General features: G+C 39.6%; 3 protein-coding genes. All 3 read right to left on the reverse strand.

Annotated features, from left to right (window positions below):
* Positions 1–87 precede the first annotated feature (87 nt).
* From clpP to BK127_RS42055, 3 genes are read right to left on the reverse strand one after another with little or no spacing between them, the layout of a single operon-like run.
* The gene (gene clpP / locus BK127_RS42045; RefSeq protein WP_076238563.1) at positions 88–672 is read right to left on the reverse strand and encodes an ATP-dependent Clp endopeptidase proteolytic subunit ClpP; all 585 of its coding nucleotides are present in this window, start codon (positions 670–672) and stop codon (positions 88–90) included.
* Positions 673–683: 11 nt separating this feature from the next.
* Complete coding sequence (locus BK127_RS42050; RefSeq protein WP_076238564.1) at positions 684–1,214, reverse strand: hypothetical protein; 531 nt, start codon at positions 1,212–1,214, stop codon at positions 684–686.
* The gene (locus BK127_RS42055; RefSeq protein ID WP_076238565.1) at positions 1,211–1,630 is read right to left on the reverse strand and encodes a MerR family transcriptional regulator; all 420 of its coding nucleotides are present in this window, start codon (positions 1,628–1,630) and stop codon (positions 1,211–1,213) included. Before BK127_RS42055 ends, BK127_RS42050 begins: the two co-directional genes overlap by 4 nt.
* Between the last annotated feature and the right edge of the window lie 265 nt (positions 1,631–1,895).

Below are 1,895 nucleotides of genomic sequence, written 5' to 3' on the forward strand. Positions count from 1 at the left end.
TTCCTACATAAAAAAAATAAAAGCCTGATTTATCAAGCTTTTTTGCTAAAGTTATGTAGGAACATTTGTGTCGCTATACATGTTCTTTTATTCTTTATTTCGTAGTACGGCATCAATCAAACCATAGTTTAATGCTTCTTGGGCAGACAAAAAGTGGTCTCGATCCGTGTCCCTTTCTATTTTTCCAATCGGTTGCCCAGTTTGTTTTGCCAACAGTTCATTCAATTTATGACGCAAATTCAAGATTCTTTTTGCGCTAATTTCAATATCTGATGCTTGCCCTTGTACACCTCCAAGTGGTTGGTGAATCATAACTTCACTATTTGATAAGCAATAACGCTTTCCCTTGGCACCACTGGACAATAAAAACGCACCCATTGAAGCCGCCATACCGATACAAAGCGTGCTGACCTCAGGTTTTACATATTGCATGGCATCATAAATACCCATTCCTGCTGTAATAGATCCACCAGGACTATTAATGTACAATTTAATCTCCTTTTCATGGTCTTCCGCTTCCAAATATAGTAACTGCGCAATAACTATGTTCGCGGTCACATCCGACACTTCTCCTGTAATAAAGACGATACGGTCTTGCAGCATACGGGAATAAATGTCGTAAGACCGTTCGCCCCTGCTGGTATGTTCCACAACATATGGTATGAGATTCACGGATTGCCCTCCTATTGTATAATCCCTTCAATTCGATACTTCTTTTCCCATTCTGAAACATGTTTAGGGTCAATCCTGATAATCTTTGTTGGTGTATGCTCGATATACTCTTGGACGTCGCTACTTCCGAATTGCTGCCGCAGTTCTTTAATTTTTCCAACAACTTCCTCGTCGGTGCTAATACTATCGATTTCCTCTTCTGATACGACCATTAAGGTAACAAAGTGTTCAACGCGAGTGACCCTTCCAACTTCGTCTTTGTAGCAAAATGCCACATTGATGGTTTTCTCCCCACATGTTACGGGCTCTCGAGTAAAGATTTCAATGTAAATATCATTTGCAATTCGTGGGTTAAGAATAGATATTTCTCCGGTGCTATCTTCATCAAAACCATTAAGATTACGAGTTCGATGAATACCTATCGGAAGAGATATCTGTATACGGACGTTGTCAACTTGACCAATCGGAGCAATTTGAATCCACAGATGGTTCATGCCTTCTTCATTTTCAATCGTAGTTTTTGCATGCCGGACTTTTATCATTGGTTCCCTTCCCCTTTCAGTAATTGGGTAACGGTTTCGATCATCTTAACTTTCAATTCCGGTGAAACACGTGAACTAACCGAGATAATAACATCTTCATTTAAGACATGTGTTTCGTTTCGAAAAATCTGATCTGATTGATAAAAACGAAGGTTTTCACCGATTTTAATAACATCTTCAATCGGCAAACCCGCTAACTTTTCTTGTGCTGAGGCTAAGGTTTCACCGCTTTTGGACAATAAGAGAATGGCACGAAAATAATGGAGATGATTATCCGTATATACCCTTTTGTTTCCAACCAATTCAAGAGGCGGGATAATCCCTATCTGTGTGTAGTACCTAATCGTTCTTAAATTTATTTGAGGGTCGTCGTTCTGCAAAACTTCAGCTATTTGCTTTGCGGTGTAAGTATTCAACACGCTCACCTTCCTAACCCACATTTTAGTTACACACTACTGTTACACTTACAGTTTAGTGTAACTAATTTCGATTGTCAATATTCGTCTCCCATCATCTCTCTTGTTAACGCAACAAGCCGGCTGGAACGCAGCCGGTTTGAGTGCTAAATTATTATAATGTTCTTCCCGCCGTAGCCAATCTATATAAGTTGAACTAAAATTGTTCAGGAAGTTGGTTGGTTTCCAAGCGAAGACATAGACGATCAATAATCGTCTGGGCATC

Source organism: Paenibacillus sp. FSL H7-0331, from assembly GCF_001956045.1.

Bases quoted from the DNA above. Each gene is read 5' to 3' on its own strand.
- BK127_RS42050 (WP_076238564.1), bottom strand. From the start codon at position 1,214: ATGATAAAAGTCCGGCATGCAAAAACTACGATTGAAAATGAAGAAGGC.